This window comes from Aeromicrobium sp. IC_218 (assembly GCF_004336805.1).
GTDB lineage: Bacteria > Actinomycetota > Actinomycetes > Propionibacteriales > Nocardioidaceae > Aeromicrobium.
On the sequence record NZ_SJXM01000003.1, the window covers coordinates 212,453 to 228,478 of the forward strand.

11 protein-coding genes are annotated in these 16,026 nt (G+C 72.4%); 9 read left to right on the forward strand and 2 right to left on the reverse strand.

Annotated features, from left to right (window positions below; translation table 11 throughout):
- Positions 1 to 138: 138 nt before the first annotated feature.
- The 9 genes from trpC (at position 139) to ugpC (ending at position 13,649) form a co-directional block, all read left to right on the forward strand.
- Positions 139 to 945, forward strand: a complete 807-nt coding sequence (gene trpC, locus E0W78_RS05150; RefSeq protein WP_131402781.1) for an indole-3-glycerol phosphate synthase TrpC — start codon at positions 139 to 141, stop codon at positions 943 to 945.
- A gap of 105 nt (positions 946 to 1,050) precedes the next feature.
- Positions 1,051 to 2,277: a tryptophan synthase subunit beta gene (gene trpB / locus E0W78_RS05155; protein WP_131402782.1), complete on the forward strand. Its 1,227-nt coding sequence runs from the start codon at positions 1,051 to 1,053 to the stop codon at positions 2,275 to 2,277.
- The gene (gene trpA / locus E0W78_RS05160; protein WP_131402783.1) at positions 2,274 to 3,071 is read left to right on the forward strand and encodes a tryptophan synthase subunit alpha; all 798 of its coding nucleotides are present in this window, start codon (positions 2,274 to 2,276) and stop codon (positions 3,069 to 3,071) included. The genes trpB and trpA overlap by 4 nt, the downstream gene beginning before the upstream one ends.
- The gene (gene lgt / locus E0W78_RS05165) at positions 3,071 to 4,030 is read left to right on the forward strand and encodes a prolipoprotein diacylglyceryl transferase (RefSeq protein WP_131402784.1); all 960 of its coding nucleotides are present in this window, start codon (positions 3,071 to 3,073) and stop codon (positions 4,028 to 4,030) included. Before trpA ends, lgt begins: the two co-directional genes overlap by 1 nt.
- Positions 4,027 to 4,740 (forward strand): VIT1/CCC1 transporter family protein, encoded by a 714-nt coding sequence (locus tag E0W78_RS05170; RefSeq protein WP_131402785.1) that lies wholly within the window; start codon positions 4,027 to 4,029, stop codon positions 4,738 to 4,740. The genes lgt and E0W78_RS05170 overlap by 4 nt, the downstream gene beginning before the upstream one ends.
- Positions 4,741 to 4,857: 117 nt before the next feature.
- Positions 4,858 to 9,381, forward strand: coding sequence for a glutamate synthase large subunit (gene gltB / locus E0W78_RS05175; protein ID WP_131402786.1), 4,524 nt, complete (start codon positions 4,858 to 4,860; stop codon positions 9,379 to 9,381).
- Positions 9,374 to 10,840 carry a glutamate synthase subunit beta gene (locus tag E0W78_RS05180; protein ID WP_131402787.1) on the forward strand — a complete coding sequence of 489 codons (1,467 nt, stop codon included), beginning with the start codon at positions 9,374 to 9,376 and terminating at the stop codon, positions 10,838 to 10,840. The genes gltB and E0W78_RS05180 overlap by 8 nt, the downstream gene beginning before the upstream one ends.
- 134 nt (positions 10,841 to 10,974) lie before the next feature.
- A complete protein-coding gene (pyk, locus tag E0W78_RS05185) occupies positions 10,975 to 12,417 on the forward strand; it encodes a pyruvate kinase (RefSeq protein ID WP_131402788.1) in 1,443 nt (480 codons plus the stop codon).
- Positions 12,418 to 12,572: 155 nt separating this feature from the next.
- Entirely contained in the window at positions 12,573 to 13,649 is a 1,077-nt protein-coding gene (gene ugpC / locus E0W78_RS05190; RefSeq protein ID WP_131402789.1) for a sn-glycerol-3-phosphate ABC transporter ATP-binding protein UgpC, read from the forward strand.
- Here ugpC and glpK read toward each other — a convergent pair.
- A complete protein-coding gene (glpK, locus tag E0W78_RS05195) occupies positions 13,646 to 15,166 on the reverse strand; it encodes a glycerol kinase GlpK (protein WP_242686238.1) in 1,521 nt (506 codons plus the stop codon). The two genes, ugpC and glpK, sit on opposite strands and share 4 nt — an antisense overlap.
- Positions 15,163 to 15,912, reverse strand: a complete 750-nt coding sequence (locus E0W78_RS05200) for an IclR family transcriptional regulator (protein WP_131402790.1) — start codon at positions 15,910 to 15,912, stop codon at positions 15,163 to 15,165. Before E0W78_RS05200 ends, glpK begins: the two co-directional genes overlap by 4 nt.
- Positions 15,913 to 16,026 lie beyond the last annotated feature (114 nt).

Here is a 16,026-nt window from a genome sequence, read left to right on the forward strand (position 1 = left end):
CGGAGCGTAGCGACGCGCGAGACGACGATCCCGGCGGCGCGGCCGGATGCTGGGCTGTCGTCCGGCGTGACGAGCGCTCGGACTAGGCTGGGACGCATTCCGGCCCGTGCCGCGGCCGGTGCATCGGAGGAGGCCACGATGACCGTGCTCGACGACATCCTTGCGGGCGTCGCCGCGGACCGTGAGCAGCGCATGGCGCAGACCACGCTCGAGGACCTCAAGGAGCGCGCCGCGCGCCAGCTGCCCTCGATCGACCCCATGCCCGCCTTCCGCGCCGACGGCGTGTCGGTCATCGCCGAGGTCAAGCGGTCCAGCCCCAGCAAGGGAGCGCTCGCCGAGATCGCCGACCCGGCCGCGCTCGCGGCGGCCTACGAGTCCGGTGGCGCGGCCACGATCAGCGTGCTCACCGAGCAGCGCCGCTTCGGCGGCTCGCTCGACGACCTGCGCGCCGTCCGGTCGCGCGTCGACGTGCCGCTGCTGCGCAAGGACTTCATCACCACCTCCTACGAGCTGTGGGAGGCACGCGCCGCGGGCGCCGACCTGGCGCTGCTCATCGTCGCCGCGCTCGAGCAGAACGCGCTGGAGAGCCTGATCGAGCGCTCCCGGTCGATCGGCCTCACGCCGCTCGTCGAGGTGCACGACGAGGAGGAGGCGCGTCGGGCGGTCGACGCCGGCGCCGACCTGGTGGGCGTCAACGCCCGCAACCTCAAGACGCTCGAGGTCGACACCGGCACCTTCGCGCGGGTCGCGCCGGTGCTGCCCGATCACGTGGTCAAGGTCGCCGAGTCCGGCGTGAAGGGCCCGCACGACGTCATCTCCTACGCCCGCTCGGGCGCGAACGTCGTGCTGGTCGGCGAGACCCTGGTGCGGGGCGACGACCCGCGGGCGTCCGTCGCCGACCTGGTCGCGGCCGGGCAGCACCCGGCGCTGCAGCACCGATGGTGACCCGGCGCTCCACCCCGCCGCCCCTTGTCACGACCGGCGAGACTCGTCCCACAGGCGAGTGACCGCCGGCTGTCGCCCGCTCGCTCCTTGCAGAGGAACTCCGTCATGACCTACGCACAACCCGACGCCACCGGCCACTTCGGCCGCTTCGGCGGACGCTTCATGCCCGAGGCGCTCATCGCCACCCTCGACGAGCTCGACACCGCCTGGACCGAGGCCAAGGCCGACCCGGTCTTCACCGCCGAGCTGGACCGGATGCTGCGCGAGTACGCCAACGTCCCGAGCCCGCTGTACGACGCGACCCGCTTCTCCGAGGCCGCCGGCGCGCGCATCCTGCTCAAGCGCGAGGACCTCAACCACACCGGCGCGCACAAGATCCGCAACGTCCTGGGCCAGGCCCTGCTGGCGAAGCGCATGGGCAAGCCGCGCGCGATCGCCGAGACCGGCGCCGGTCAGCACGGCGTCGCCTCGGCCACCGCGTGCGCGTACCTGGACATGGAGTGCACGGTCTACATGGGCGAGGTCGACACCGAGCGCCAGGCGCTCAACGTCGCGCGCATGAAGATGCTCGGCGCCGAGGTCGTGCCCGTCCGCACGGGCAGCCGCACGCTCAAGGACGCCATCAACGAGGCGCTGCGCGACTGGGTCGCCACCGTCGAGCGCACCACGTACCTGTTCGGCACCGCCGCGGGTCCGCACCCGTTCCCGGCCATGGTCCGCGACCTGACCCGCGGCATCGGTGACGAGTCCCGCCGGCAGAGCCTGGAGCTGCTCGGCCGCCTGCCCGACGCCGCCATCGCCTGCGTCGGCGGCGGCTCGAACGCGATCGGCCTGTTCACCGGCTTCGTCGACGACGCCGACGTGCGCCTGTACGGCGTCGAGGCCGGCGGCGACGGCGTCGAGACCGGGCGTCACGCGGCCACCATCACCGGCGGTGACGTCGGCGTGCTGCACGGCGCCCGCTCGTTCCTGCTGCAGGACGAGGACGGCCAGACCATGGAGTCGCACTCCATCTCGGCCGGCCTGGACTACCCGGGCGTCGGCCCCGAGCACTCGTACCTGGCCGACACCGGCCGGGCGTCGTACTTCCCGGCCACCGACGCCGAGGCGATGCACGCCTTCGACCTGCTGTGCAAGACCGAGGGCATCATCCCGGCGATCGAGTCCGCCCACGCGCTGGCCGGCGCGCTGCGCGTGGCGAAGGAGCTCGGCCCGGACGCCACCATCCTGGTGAACCTGTCCGGTCGCGGCGACAAGGACGTCCACACCGCCGCGGAGTACTTCGGGCTCATCGACGGTCCGGTCGTCCTGGAGGAGGGGGTGGAGGAGTGAGCGCGATCGACGAGCTGTTCACCCGCACCCGCGCCGAGGACCGCGCCGCGCTCGTGGGCTACCTGCCGGCCGGCTTCCCCGACCAGCGGACGTCCGTCGCGGCGGTCGAGGCGATGGTCGAGGGCGGCGTCGACCTGGTCGAGGTCGGCCTGCCCTACAGCGACCCGGTGATGGACGGACCCACCATCCAGGCGGCCGCCGAGGCCGCGCTGGCCGCCGGCACCAAGGTCGGCGACGTGTTCGACGTGGTCGCCGCGAGCGCCGCCACCGGCGCGCCGACGGTCGTCATGACCTACTGGAACCCGGTCGAGCGCCTCGGCGTCGCCACCTTCGCCGAGCGGCTCGCCGCCGCCGGCGGCTCGGGCCTCATCACGCCCGACCTCACGCCCGACGAGGCGGGGGAGTGGACGCAGGCGGCCCACGAGCACGGCCTCGACCAGATCTTCCTCGTCGCGCCGTCGTCGACCGACGAGCGCCTGGCCATGACCGCCGAGGCGGCGAGCGGCTTCGTCTACGCCACCGCCGTCATGGGCGTCACCGGCCAGCGCCAGCAGACCAGCAGCCTGGCGCCGACCCTCGTCGAGCGCCTGCGAGGCGTCACCGACAAGCCGGTCGGCGTCGGCCTGGGCGTCAGCAACGGCGAGCAGGCCCACGAGGTCGCCGCGTTCGCCGACGCCGTCATCGTCGGCTCGGCGCTCGTGCGCTGTCTGCTGGACGCACCCACCCCCTCGGCCGGCGTCGACGCCGTCCGCGAGCTGGCCCGCGAGCTCCGCGCGGGCGTGGAGAGGCACTGATGCTCACCTACCTGCCCAGCCCCGACAGCGGCGTCTGGCACCTCGGGCCCCTGCCGCTGCGGGCGTACGCGTTCGGCATCATCATCGGCGCGCTGCTGTCGATCTGGATCGCCGAGCGTCGCCTGCAGGCCCGCGGCGGACGCCCCGGGGTCGTCGGCGACATCGCCATGTGGGCGATCCCGGCGGGCATCGTCGGCGCGCGGATCTACCACGTGGTCACCGACTACGAGCTGTACTTCGGCGGTGGGCAGGACTGGACCGACGTCTTCCGCATCTGGGAGGGCGGCCTGGGCATCTGGGGCGCGATCAGCGGCGGTGCGCTCGGCGCCTGGTACGGCTGCCACCGCTACGGCGTGCGCATGCGGGCGTTCGCCGACGCGCTCGCGCCGGGCCTGCTCGTCGCGCAGGCGGTCGGACGCATCGGCAACTGGTTCAACCAGGAGCTGTTCGGCAAGCCCACCACCGTGCCGTGGGCGCTCGAGATCGACCCCGACAACCGACCGTCCGGGTACGAGCAGTTCGAGACCTTCCACCCCACGTTCCTGTACGAGGCGGTCTGGAACCTGCTGGGCGCCGCGCTCATCGTGTGGCTCGGGCACCGCTTCCGGCTGCACGGCGGCCGCGTCTTCGCGCTGTACGTGATGGTCTACACGGCCGGACGCTTCTGGATCGAGCAGCTGCGCATCGACCCGGCCAACGAGATCGGCCCGTTCCGGCTCAACGTCTGGACGTCCGTCGTCGTGTTCCTGCTCGGGCTGGCCTACTTCGTCTGGGCGACGCTCAAGCACGTCGACGAGCCCGGCGCGATGATGCCCGGCCACGAGGTCGACGGTCCCGACAGCGCCGACGACGCTGACGACGACGCGGTCGCGGCCGACGCCGACGACGCGACGGACCCCGAGGTCGCCTCCGCGGCGGAGGTGCCGGAGGACTCCGAGCCGGGAGCCCCGCGAGCATGACCGACGAGGCGTCCCTGGGCGAGATCGGGCACGAGCACGCCGACGTCACGGGGGGCTGGCTGCGGCCGGCCGTGTTCGGCGCGATGGACGGGCTGGTCTCCAACTTCGCGCTCGTCATGGGTGTCTCGGGCGGCACGACCGACACCGACGCGGCCGTGCTGGCCGGTCTCGCCGGCCTGGCCGCCGGCGCGTTCTCGATGGCGGCGGGGGAGTACACGTCCGTCGCCAGCCAGTCCGAGGCCGCTCTGCGCGAGGTGCAGAAGGAGCGGGCCGAGATCCTCGGCAACGGCCCGGCCGAGCAGGCCGAGCTCGCCCGGACGTTCGTCGAGAAGGGCATGGACGAGGACGTCGCCCTGGAGGCGGCCGCCGACATCCACCGCGACCTCGAGAACGCCGTGCGCGTCCACGCCGAGGTCGAGCTCGGCGTGGACGTCGACGACCTGCCCTCCCCGACGCTGGCCGCGGTCTCGTCGTTCGGCTCGTTCGCGGTCGGCGCGGTGCTGCCGCTGCTGCCGTTCCTGCTGGGCGCCGACTCGGTCTGGCCGGCCGTCGCGGTCTCCCTCGTGGCGCTGTTCGCGTGCGGCGCGCTCGTCACGCGCCTGACCGCGCGTCCGTGGTGGTACGGCGGCCTGCGCCAGCTGTTCCTGGGCGGCGTCGCCGCGGCGCTCACCTACGGGTTCGGCGTGCTGGTGGGCGGCTCGGTCGGCTGACCCTGCCCGGTGCGCCGGTTCGGGCCCTCACGTGATCTGCGTGTAATGTGGCCGTGCTGACTCGGGCCAACGTCGTCCCAGGTCTGGAAGATCGACGACGTGTGGAGGTCATGCATCATGCGCACCCACCCCGCCCAGGGGCTCTACGACCCGGCCTACGAGCACGACGCCTGCGGCGTCGCGTTCGTCGCCACCCTGACTGGTGAGCCCAGCCGCGACATCGTGCACAAGGGCCTCACCGCCCTGCGCAACCTGGACCACCGCGGCGCCGTCGGCGCCGAGGAGAACACCGGCGACGGCGCCGGCATCCTCATGCAGGTCCCCGACCGCTTCCTGCGCGGCGTGGCCGACTTCGACCTGCCCGCCGCCGGCGAGTACGCCGTGGGCATGGCCTTCCTGCCCGAGGACGCCGACGCGGCGCACGCCGCCCGCGTCGCGGTCGAGAAGATCGCCGCCGAGGAGGACCTGCTCGTCCTCGGCTGGCGCGAGGTCCCGGTCGAGCCGTCGCTGCTCGGCTCGATGGCCCGCAGCGTCATGCCGCGGTTCGAGCTGCTGTTCGTCCGTTCCGAGCGCGAGCACCGCGCCGGCCTGGAGCTCGACCGCCTGGCGTTCTGCCTGCGCAAGCGCAGCGAGCGCGAGCTCGGCGTGTACTTCCCGTCGCTGTCCAGCCGCACGCTGGTCTACAAGGGCATGCTCACGACCGAGCAGCTCGACGCGTTCTTCCCCGACCTGCTCGACGAGCGCATGGAGTCGGCGCTGGCCGTCGTGCACAGCCGATTCTCCACGAACACGTTCCCGAGCTGGCCGCTGGCCCACCCGTTCCGCTTCATCGCGCACAACGGCGAGATCAACACCGCCCGAGGCAACCGCAACTGGATGCGCGCCCGTGAGGCGCTGCTCGAGAGCGACCTGATCCCCGGCGACATGAAGCGCCTGTACCCGATCTGCGACCCCGAGGGCTCGGACTCGGCGTCCTTCGACGAGGTGCTGGAGCTGCTGCACCTGGGCGGACGCTCGCTGCCGCACGCGATGATGATGATGATCCCCGAGGCGTGGGAGAACGACGCCGAGATGGACCCGTCGCGTCGCGCGTTCTACGAGTTCCACTCCAGCGTCATGGAGCCCTGGGACGGCCCGGCGTGCGTCTGCTTCACCGACGGCACCCAGATCGGCGCCGTGCTCGACCGCAACGGCCTGCGTCCGGGACGCTTCTGGATCACCGAGGACGGCCTGGTCGTCCTGGCGTCCGAGGCCGGCGTGCTCGACCTCGACCCCGAGACGATCGTCCGCAAGGGCCGCCTGGAGCCGGGCAAGATGTTCCTGCTCGACCTGGACGAGCACCGCGTCGTCGAGGACCACGAGGTCAAGGGCGAGCTCGCCGCCGAGCACCCCTACGACGAGTGGCTGTACTCCGGTCTCGTCCGCTTCGAGGACCTGCCCGAGCTCGAGCACATCGTCCACACCCACGCCTCGGTGACCCGCCGCCAGCAGGTCTTCGGCTACACCGAGGAGGAGGTGCGCCAGCTCATCGCCCCCATCGCCCGCACCGGCTACGAGCCGATCGGCGCCATGGGCACCGACACGCCCATCGCCGCGCTGTCGGACCGCTCGCGGAACCTGTTCGACTACTTCAACCAGCTCTTCGCGCAGGTCACGAACCCGCCGCTGGACGCCATCCGCGAGGAGGTCGTCACGTCGCTCGCCGGCACCATCGGCCCCGAGCGCAACCTGCTGGCCCCGAGCCCGGCGTCCTGCCGCATGCTGCAGCTGCCGTTCCCGGTCGTCGACAACGACGAGCTGGCCAAGGTGCGGCACATGAATAAGGACGGCGACATGCCGGGCTTCTCGGTCCACGTCGTCCGTGGTTTGTACGAGGTCGCCGGCGGGGGCGAGGCGCTCAAGGCCAAGCTCGACGAGATCTGCGCGGACGTCTCGCGCGCCATCGCCGAGGGCGCCCGCATCATCGTGCTCTCGGACCGTCACTCCGACGCCGACCTGGCGCCGATCCCGTCGCTGCTGCTGACCTCGGCGGTCCACCACCACATGGTCCGCGAGAAGCTGCGCACCCAGGCCGGCCTGATCGTCGAGGCCGGCGACGTGCGCGAGGTGCACCACGTCGCGCTGCTCGTCGGCTACGGCGCCACCGCGGTCAACCCGTACCTGGCGCTGGAGACGGCCGAGGACCTCGCCCGCGAGGGCGTCCACGTCGAGTCCGTCGAGCCCGGCAAGGCCGCGCGCAACATGGTCTACGGCCTGGGCAAGGGCGTCCTCAAGGTCATGAGCAAGATGGGCGTCTCGACCGTCGCCTCGTACACCGGCGCGCAGATCTTCGAGGCCGTCGGTCTGTCGCACGAGGTCGTCGACGCCTACTTCACCGGCACGGCGTCCAAGCTGGGCGGCGTCGGCCTGGACGTCATCGCGGCCGAGGTCAAGGAGCGCCACGAGAAGGCGTACCCGCTGCGCGGCCGGTCCGGCCCGCGGATGCTCGAGACCGGCGGCGAGTACCAGTGGCGCCGCGGCGGGCCGGAGCACCTCTTCGACCCCGAGACGGTGTTCCGCCTGCAGCACTCGACCCGCACCGGTCGCTACGACGTCTTCAAGCAGTACACGCAGCGCGTGGACGACCAGTCCGAGCGGCTCATGACGCTGCGCGGGCTGTTCGAGCTCAAGCGCGGCGAGCGTCCGCCGGTGCCGGTCGACGAGGTCGAGCCGGTCAGCGCGATCGTCAAGCGGTTCTCCACCGGCGCGATGAGCTACGGCTCGATCAGCCAGGAGGCGCACGAGACGCTCGCGATCGCCATGAACCGGCTGGGCGCCAAGTCCAACACCGGTGAGGGCGGCGAGGACCCCGAGCGGCTGCACGACCCCGAGCGCCGCTCGGCGATCAAGCAGGTGGCGTCCGGTCGCTTCGGCGTCACGAGCGAGTACCTGACCAACGCCGACGACCTGCAGATCAAGATGGCGCAGGGCGCCAAGCCCGGCGAGGGCGGCCAGCTGCCCGGCCCGAAGGTGTACCCGTGGGTGGCGCGCACGCGTCACTCCACCCCGGGCGTCGGCCTCATCTCGCCGCCGCCGCACCACGACATCTACTCGATCGAGGACCTCAAGCAGCTCATCCACGACCTGAAGAACGCCAACCCGTCGGCCCGCGTCCACGTGAAGCTGGTCTCCGAGGTCGGCGTCGGCACGGTCGCGGCGGGCGTGGCCAAGGCCAAGGCGGACGTCGTGCTCGTCTCGGGCAACGACGGCGGCACGGGCGCGTCCCCGCTGACCAGCCTCAAGCACGCCGGCGGTCCGTGGGAGCTCGGCCTGGCCGAGACCCAGCAGACCCTGCTGCTCAACGGCCTGCGCGACCGCATCGTCGTGCAGACCGACGGCCAGCTCAAGACCGGCCGCGACGTCGTCATCGCCGCGCTGCTGGGCGCCGAGGAGTTCGGCTTCGCCACCGCCCCGCTGGTGGTCAGCGGCTGCATCATGATGCGCGTCTGCCACCTGGACACGTGCCCGGTCGGCGTCGCGACGCAGAACCGCGAGCTGCGCGAGAAGTTCACCGGCAAGCCCGAGTTCGTCGTGAACTTCTTCGAGTTCGTCGCCCAGGAGGTGCGCGAGCTGCTCGCCGAGCTCGGCTTCCGCTCCCTGGAGGAGGCGGTCGGCCGCGCCGAGCTGCTCGACACCCGCAAGGCGGTCGACCACTGGAAGGCGTCCGGCCTGGACCTCTCGCCGGTGTTCTACGTGCCCGAGCTGCCCGAGGACGCCGCGCGCCACAACGTCCAGACCCAGGACCACGGCCTGGACAAGGCGCTGGACGTCCAGCTCATCGAGCTGAGCGCGGACGCGCTCGAGCGCGGCGAGCCGGTGCGCGCCCAGCTGCCCATCCGCAACGTCAACCGCACGGTCGGCACCATGCTCGGCCACGAGGTGACCAAGCGGTACAAGGGCGAGGGCCTGCCCGAGAACACGATCGACCTGACGTTCACCGGCACCGCCGGCCAGTCGTTCGGCGCCTTCGTCCCGCGCGGCGTCACGCTGCGCCTGGAGGGCGACGCGAACGACTACGTCGGCAAGGGGCTGTCGGGCGGACGCATCGTGGTGCGCCCGCCGCGCGAGGCGCGGTTCACCGCCGAGGCGCAGACCATCGCCGGCAACGTCATCGGTTTCGGTGCGACGTCGGGCGAGATCTACCTGCGCGGACGCGCGGGGGAGCGGTTCTGCGTGCGCAACTCCGGTGCCACCGCGGTGGTCGAGGGCGTGGGCGACCACGCGCTGGAGTACATGACCGGTGGCCGCGTGGTCATCCTGGGACCGACCGGCCGCAACGTCGCGGCCGGCATGAGCGGCGGCGAGGCCTACGTGCTCGACCTCGACGCGTCGCTCGTCAACCCCGAGATGGTGGAGGTGCGCGACGTGCCGGCCGCTGCGGCGGAGGAGCTGCACGAGCTGGTGCGCAAGCACCACGAGGAGACCGGCTCGGCCGTGGCCGAGCAGCTGCTGCAGGACTGGACGTCCTCGGTCGCCCGGTTCCGCGAGGTGATGCCGGTGAACTACCGCAAGGTGCTGGACGCGAAGGCCGAGGCCGAGCAGCTGGGCCTGACCGAGGACGAGACGACGGAGCGCATGATGGAGGTGGCCGCTCGTGGCTGATCCCCGAGGATTCATGAAGTACCCCCGCCAGGGCGCCGAGCGGCGTCCGGTCGAGGAGCGGGTCAAGGACTGGAACGAGGTCTACCCCGGAGGCGTCGGCCGCGCGCTGCTGCCGATCATCTCCGAGCAGGCCGGACGCTGCATGGACTGCGGCATCCCGTTCTGCCACTCCGGCTGCCCGCTGGGCAACCTGATCCCGGAGTGGAACGACCTGGTCTGGCGCGACGACTGGGACGAGGCGATCGATCGTCTGCACAAGACGAACAACTTCCCCGAGTTCACCGGCCGGCTGTGCCCCGCGCCGTGCGAGACCGCCTGCGTCGTGGGCATCAACCGCGACCCGGTGACGATCAAGAACGTCGAGGTCTCGATCATCGACAAGGCGTGGGACCGGCACAACGTCAAGCCGGAGCCGCCCGAGTGGCTCACCGGCAAGACGGTGGCGGTCATCGGCTCCGGCCCGGCCGGCCTGGCCGTGGCCCAGCAGCTGACCCGTGCCGGCCACACCGTCGCGGTGTACGAGCGCGACGACAAGCCCGGCGGACTGCTGCGGTACGGCATCCCCGAGTTCAAGATGGAGAAGGTCCAGGTCGACCGCCGCGTCGACCAGATGAAGCGCGAGGGCACGGTGTTCCGCACCGGCGTCCGCGTGGGGGAGTCGCTCACCGGCGCCCAGCTGCGCGACCGCTACGACGCGGTCGTGCTGGCCATCGGCTCGACCGTGCGCCGTGACCTTCCCGCCCCGGGCCGCGAGCTCGGCGGCATCCACCAGGCCATGGACTACCTGCCCCAGGCCAACCGGGTGGCGCTCGGCGAGACCGTCGACGGCCAGATCCTGGCCACGGGCAAGGACGTCGTCATCATCGGCGGCGGCGACACCGGCGCCGACTGCCTGGGCACCGCGATCCGCCAGGGCGCGCGCTCGGTCACGAGCCTGGAGATCATGCCGCAGCCGGGCGAGGACCGTCCCGAGAACCAGCCCTGGCCGACCTACCCGATGCTGTTCCGCATCGCCTCGGCGCACGAGGAGGGCGGCGAGCGGGTCTACTCGGTCTCGACCCAGGAGTTCCTGGGTGACGACGAGGGACAGGTCCGGGCGCTGCGCATCGTCGAGGTCGCCTTCGTCGACGGCAAGCTGACCGAGAAGGCCGGCACCGAGCGCGAGATCCCGGCGCAGCTGGTGCTGTTCGCGATGGGCTTCACCGGTCCGGAGACCGGCGGCCTGGTCGAGCAGCTCGGCTGCGAGCTGGACGAGCGCGGCAACGTCAAGCGCGACAAGCAGTACATGTCGAGCGTCGACGGCGTGTTCGTCGCCGGCGACTGCGGCCGCGGCCAGTCGCTCATCGTGTGGGCCATCGCGGAGGGCCGCTCGGCCGCCGCGGGCGTCGACGCGTACCTGACGGGCAGCACCGCGCTGCCGGCGCCGATCCCGCCGAACGCGCGTCCGGTCGTCGTCTGAGCGACGTCCGAACCGCCCCTCCGAGGGGGCCCGGCCACGTGCCGGGCCCCCTTCGTCGTCCGTTCACGTGAGCGACGTCTCACGGAAACGGGGCTCGGGTGCGGTAGGGGGAGCGCGGTGGATAGGGTGGACCCGTGCGTAGAGCCAAGATCGTCTGTACCCTCGGGCCCGCTGTCGACACCTACGAGACCCTGCTCCAGCTGGCCGAGGCCGGCATGGACGTGGCTCGTCTGAACATGAGCCACGGTGACGTGCCCGACCACCAGCGACGGCTCGACGCCGTGCGCCGCGTGGCCGCGGAGACCGGCAAGGCCATCGCCGTGCTCGCCGACCTCCAGGGCCCCAAGATCCGCCTCGGCCGCTTCGCGGACGGGCCCCACCAGCTCGCCGTCGGCGACACCTTCACCATCACCATCGACGACGTCGAGGGCGACGCCAGCCGCTGCTCCACGACCTACAAGGGCCTGCCCGGCGACGTCTCGCCCGGCGACCCGATCCTGGTCGACGACGGCCGCGTCCGCCTGGTCGCCCGCGAGGTCACCGACACCGACGTCGTCACCGAGGTCGAGGTGGCCGGCCCGGTCAGCAACAACAAGGGCATCAACCTGCCCGGCGTGAACGTCAGCGTCCCGGCCATGAGCGAGAAGGACGTCGCGGACCTGCGCTGGGCGCTCGGCGCCGGCGTCGACTACGTCGCCCTGTCGTTCGTCCGCAACGCCAGCGACGCCGACGACGTGCGCGCGATCATGGAGGAGGAGGGCGTCAAGCGCCCGATCATCGCCAAGATCGAGAAGCCGCAGGCGGTCGAGAACCTCGACGAGATCATGGACGCCTTCGACGCGTTCATGGTCGCCCGCGGCGACCTGGGCGTCGAGCTGCCGCTCGAGGACGTCCCGATCGTGCAGAAGCTCATCGTCGAGAAGGCCCGCCGCAACGCCAAGCCGGTCATCGTCGCCACGCAGATGCTGGAGTCGATGATCTCCTCGCCGCGCCCCACGCGCGCCGAGGCGTCCGACGTCGCCAACGCCGTGCTCGACGGTGCCGACGCGGTCATGCTGTCGGGCGAGACGAGCGTCGGCGAGTACCCGATCGACACCGTCCGCACGATGGCCAACATCGTGGAGTCCACCGAGGACCACGGCCTGCCCCGCATGGCCGCGTACACCTGGCAGCCGAAGACCCGCGCCGGCATCATCTGCCGCGGCGCGGCCACGGTCGCGGAGTCGATCGAGGCCAAGTACGTCGTCGCGTTCACCACGATCGGCGGCTCGGCGCGCCGCATGGCCCGCTACCGCTCGCACGTGCCGGTCCTGGCCCTGACGCCCGACCCGGTCACGCGCAACCAGCTGGCCCTCACGTGGGGCGTGCAGACCTTCCTCATGCCCGAGGTCAAGCACACGGACGACATGGTGCTGCAGGTCGACACCGCGCTGCTCGAGCGGCACCTGGGGGAGACCGGCGAGGAGGTCGTCATCGTGGCCGGTGCCCCTCCGGGAATCCCCGGCTCGACCAACGCGCTGCGGATCCACCGCATCGGCGACGCGGTCAACGCCGCCGCTCCGGCCTACGAGAGCTGAGCGCCGAGAGGCCCGCACCCACCGGGGTGCGGGCCTTTCTCGTCCTCTGCGTGGGAACGCTCCCAAAAAGTGTTCCGGATCACGTCGCGTTGTGTCAGGGTGGCTCCACCACTCGGATCGTCCGGCACGTTCCTGCCGGTGGAAAGGAGCCTTCGATGGCTGCAGTGACGTTCGACCAGGCGACCCGCCTGTTCCCCGGGCAGGACCGCCCCGCGGTCGACGCCCTCGACCTGTACGTGGAGGACGGTGAGCTGCTCGTGCTCGTCGGCCCCTCCGGGTGCGGCAAGTCCACCTCCCTGCGGATGCTCGCCGGCCTGGAGGACGTGGACGGCGGTCGCATCCTCATCGGCGACGACGACGTGAGCCGGCGTCCGCCCAAGGACCGCGACGTGGCGATGGTGTTCCAGAACTACGCGCTCTACCCGCACATGTCGGTCGCCGAGAACATGGGCTTCGCGCTCAAGGTGGCCGGCGCGAAGGCGTCCGAGATCCGCCCCCGGGTCGAGGAGGCCGCGCGGATGCTCGACATCGAGCAGTTCCTCGACCGCAAGCCCAAGGCGCTCTCCGGCGGCCAGCGCCAGCGCGTCGCGATGGGTCGCGCGATCGTCCGCCAGCCCAAGGTCTTCCTCATGGACGAGCCGCTGTCGAACCTCGACGCCAAGCTGCGCGTGCAGACCCGTACGCAGATCGCCCAGCTGCAGCGCCGGCTCGGCACGACGACGGTCTACGTCACCCACGACCAGGTGGAGGCCATGACCCTCGGCGACCGCGTCGCGGTGCTCAAGGACGGCGTGCTGCAGCAGTGCGCCTCGCCGCGCACCATGTACGACCGCCCGGCCAACGTGTTCGTCGCCGGGTTCCTCGGGTCGCCGGCCATGAACCTGCTCGAGCTGCCCATCGAGGACGGGGGAGTGCGCTTCGGCGACCTGGTCGTCCCGGTGCCGCGCGACGAGCTGGCCGAGGCCGAGGGGCCGACCGTCGTCGTCGGCATCCGGCCGGAGAACCTCGAGGTGTCCGACTCCGGTGTCGCGATGCGCGTCGAGATCGTCGAGGAGCTCGGCGCGGACGCGTGGATGTACGGCACCGCGCAGCTCGGCGCCGACTCGCCGCTGCTCGTGGCCCGCGCCGACTGGCGGCGCCCGCCGCAGAAGGGGTCCGACCTGCACCTGGCGCCGGCCGACCCCGAGAGCATCCACCTGTTCTCGGCGACCACGGGCCTGCGGCTCGGCTAGTCGTCCTCGTCGTCCTGGTCGTCGGGACGTGCGGCCAGGAGCGCGGTCTCGACCGCGTGGCTCCAGCGTCGCGCGCCCCGGCGGCGGGCGCGCGGGTCCATGCGCGGCTGCCACGACGCGGCGCGGTGCCAGTTGCGCCGCAGCGTCGACAGCCCGGCCCAGAAGCCGACGGTGAGCCCCGCGGCGTACGCGGCGCCCAGGCAGACGGTCTCGGAGACGAGCGGACGCTGCACGGGCACGTCGAGCACGTCGGCGACCATCTGCATGAGCAGGTGGTTGGACGTCATGCCGCCGTCCACGCGGAGCCCGGCCAGGTCGATGCCGGCCTCGCGGCGCACGGCCTCGACGACCTCCCAGGTCTGCCACGCGGTGGCCTCCAGGACGGCGCGGGCCAGGTGCCCGCGGCCGACGTAGGAGGTGAGCCCGACGATGACGCCGCGGGCCTCCTGCGACCAGCGCGGCGCGTACAAGCCCGAGAACGCCGGCACGATGGTGCAGCCGCCGCTGTCGTCGACCGTGCGGGCCAGCGTCTCGATCTGCGGAGCGGTGGGGATGATCTCCAGCGAGTCGCGCAGCCACTGCACGAGGGAGCCGGCCATGGCGATGGAGCCCTCGAGCGCGTGCACCGGCGGCTCGTCGCCCAGCACGTACCCGACCGTGGTCAGCAGCCCGTCGGTGTCCGGCGGTCGCTCGGTGCCGGCGTTCACCAGCAGGAAGGCTCCCGTGCCGTAGGTGCACTTGGCGTCGCCTGCCTCGAAGCAGGTCTGCCCGAACAGCGCGGCCTGCTGGTCGCCGATCGCCGCGGCGATCGGGACGCCGCGGAGCAGGCTGTCGCAGTCGCCGTAGCGCTCGGCGTTGCTGCGGATCTGCGGCAGCATCGCCCGCGGGACGCCGAGCAGGGCGAGCATGTCGTCGTCCCACTGCCGGGTGGTCAGGTCCATGAGCATGGTGCGGCTGGCGTTGGTCGCGTCCGTGACGTGGATGCCACCGTCGGGCCCGCCGGTGAGGTTCCAGATCAGCCAGGACTCCATCGTGCCGAACAGCGCGTCGCCGGCCTCGCCGCGCTCGCGCAGCCCCGGCACGTGGTCGAGCAGCCAGCGCAGGCGCGGCCCGGCGAAGTAGGTGGCCGGCCGCAGCCCGGTCGTCCGGCGGATGCGTTCGGCGTCGCCGGCGGCCACCAGTGCGTCCACGAGCTCGGACGTGCGGGTGTCCTGCCAGGTGATGGCGGGGGCGAGCGGACGTCCGGTCGCCGGGTCCCACACGACCGTGGTCTCGCGCTGGTTGGCGATGCCGAGCGCCGCGACGTCGCGCTCGGAGGCGCCCGCCTGGGCCAGCGCCTGCGGGACGACGCGCTGCACGTTGCGCCAGATCTCCAGCGCGTCGTGCTCGGCCCAGCCGGGCCGGCGGAACAGCTGACGGTGCTCGCGCTGGGCGAGCGAGACGGTCTGGCCCTGTCGGTCGAACAGCATGCAGCGGGTCGAGGTCGTGCCCTGGTCGATGGCGGCCACGTAGCTCACGTGACCACCGCCCGGGAGATCGAGTGCGCGGTGGAGCGGACCAGGTCCAGCAGCCCGGCCGACGGACGTCCGTCGCGCCCCGTCACGCGCTCGATCGGCCCGCGCACCGACACCGCGCCCACGACGAGCCCGCCGTAGCCGCGCAGCGCGACGGCCACTCCGGCCTCGTCCGGGTGGAACTCGCCCGTCTCGCCCGCCCAGCCGGACTCGCGGACCCGGCGCAGGACCGCGTCCAGCCGCGGGCGCTGGGTGATGGTGCGGGTGGAGTACCGCTCGAGCTCGGTCGGGCGCGGGGTGCGGACGGCGTGGGCGAGCAGCACCTTGCCCGCGGCCGTCGCGTGCAGCGGCAGCAGGTCGCCGGTGCGCAGCTCCTGGGCGCTGTCGTCGGGGCGGAACACGTGGTGCACCACCCGGGCGCCGCCCGGCTCGGGCATGGTCACCAGCACCTCCAGGCGCGAGCGGGCGGCGAGCGCGTCGGCCCAGTTGGTCGCGATCGAGCGCAGGTCGTGGGGGTCCAGCGCGGTCTGCTGCAGCCGGGCGAGGGCGTCGCCGAGCGCGTAGGCGCCACCGGTTCCGTGCTGCTCCACGACGCCGACGTCGCGCAGCGTCCGCACCAGGCCGAACGCCGTGGTCTTCGGCAGCTCCAGCGCGGCGGCGATCTCGGCCAGGTCGAGCGGACGTCCGGCCGCGGCGAGGGTGCGCAGCACCGCCACCGCCCGCTCGACCGCCTGCACGTTCCCCGGCACGCGACCACCGTAGAGGACGCCGTTCGGCATCGTCGAACGGGACGTGTTGCCGTGCGTCACACGGCTTCCTAGGTTCGCTGCAACGCCGGCAACGGAGCCGGCCTCGAGGGAGGA

Bases quoted from the DNA above. Each gene is read 5' to 3' on its own strand.
- trpB (WP_131402782.1), top strand. From the start codon at position 1,051: ATGACCTACGCACAACCCGACGCCACCGGCCACTTCGGCCGCTTCGGC.
- lgt (WP_131402784.1), top strand. From the start codon at position 3,071: ATGCTCACCTACCTGCCCAGCCCCGACAGCGGCGTCTGGCACCTCGGG.
- ugpC (WP_131402789.1), top strand. From the start codon at position 12,573: ATGGCTGCAGTGACGTTCGACCAGGCGACCCGCCTGTTCCCCGGGCAG.
- gltB (WP_131402786.1), top strand. From the start codon at position 4,858: ATGCGCACCCACCCCGCCCAGGGGCTCTACGACCCGGCCTACGAGCAC.
- E0W78_RS05170 (WP_131402785.1), top strand. From the start codon at position 4,027: ATGACCGACGAGGCGTCCCTGGGCGAGATCGGGCACGAGCACGCCGAC.
- trpC (WP_131402781.1), top strand. From the start codon at position 139: ATGACCGTGCTCGACGACATCCTTGCGGGCGTCGCCGCGGACCGTGAG.